Origin of the sequence: Mycetohabitans sp. B8, from assembly GCF_021991875.1 — a bacterium.
In the GTDB taxonomy this organism is placed as follows: Bacteria; Pseudomonadota; Gammaproteobacteria; order Burkholderiales; family Burkholderiaceae; genus Mycetohabitans.
Genome location: NZ_JAHLKR010000063.1, coordinates 1 through 840, shown reverse-complemented (window position 1 = coordinate 840; position 840 = coordinate 1). Strand labels below are relative to the sequence as shown.

The window sequence follows — 840 nt, the reverse complement described above, 5'->3', positions numbered from 1 at the left end:
TCCGCTGTTGCCCGATGTTTCGCCGCAAACGCTGCGGGCGAAAGGTAATTCAGTGCGCTGTGCGGCCGTTGCTCGTTGTAGTCCTGGCGCCACGCGGCGATGAACCTAAAGGGCTCGTTGCGCATTGCATGGCGTGTGGAGCGACAAGCTCCCGGATACACGGATGGTACCGACGACGCGTTGAGGACCTGCCGTGTAGCGGCCATCGCGTCACACTGGAAATCCATGTGCGGCGCTTTCGTTGCGATAACGCACTGTGTCGCCGGCGAACATTCGCCCAATGCCTTGCGCCATTCACTGCGCGTCAGCAGCGTCGCACAGCCCGAGCACAGACGCTGCTGTGGCATGTGGGCTTGGCGCTCAGTGGCGCCGCGGGTGCGCGCCTGGCGTAGCGGCTGGGCATTTCGATCAGCGGTGAAACGATGCTTCGTTTGCGCAAACGCAACAGCCAAAAGCACGTCGCGACGACATCCAACCCTACCATAGTGGGCGTCGATGACTGGGCATTCAAACGCGGTCATCGCTATGGCACCCTACTAGTCGATCTCGAGCAACGGCGCCCATTGGATCGGTTGCCCAGTCGTGATGCGACATCGGTGGCGAATTGGCTAACAGGAAACCGCGCAATCCGCATCGTGTCACGCGATCGCGCTGGTATTGACGCCGAAGGCATCACCCGTGGCGCGCCGCAAGCCATACAAGTGGCCGACCGATGGGGTAATCTCCCCGTTTTCCACGGGGTTCAGAAGTAGAAACTATGCGGCCATGGCCAGCCGCTGTTTTGGCGTCAATCCGCCCAAGGCCATGTTCGGGCGATCGTGATTGTAAGTCCACATCCAG

General features: G+C 60.8%; 2 protein-coding genes and 1 pseudogene. 2 read left to right on the top strand and 1 reads right to left on the bottom strand.

All coding sequences use genetic code 11. The features are described from left to right. Positions 1 to 101, bottom strand: a pseudogene (locus tag KQH60_RS14730) (integrase core domain-containing protein); the annotation flags it as partial. A gap of 27 nt (positions 102 to 128) precedes the next feature. On the opposite strand from KQH60_RS14730, the gene KQH60_RS14725 reads away from it, so the two are divergent. Both KQH60_RS14725 and KQH60_RS14720 read left to right on the top strand, forming a co-directional pair. Continuing rightward, positions 129 to 392, top strand: coding sequence for a transposase family protein (locus KQH60_RS14725; protein ID WP_237577140.1), 264 nt, complete (start codon positions 129 to 131; stop codon positions 390 to 392). A gap of 30 nt (positions 393 to 422) precedes the next feature. Next, positions 423 to 752 (top strand): transposase, encoded by a 330-nt coding sequence (locus KQH60_RS14720; RefSeq protein WP_237577139.1) that lies wholly within the window; start codon positions 423 to 425, stop codon positions 750 to 752. The last annotated feature ends 88 nt before the right edge of the window (positions 753 to 840 follow it).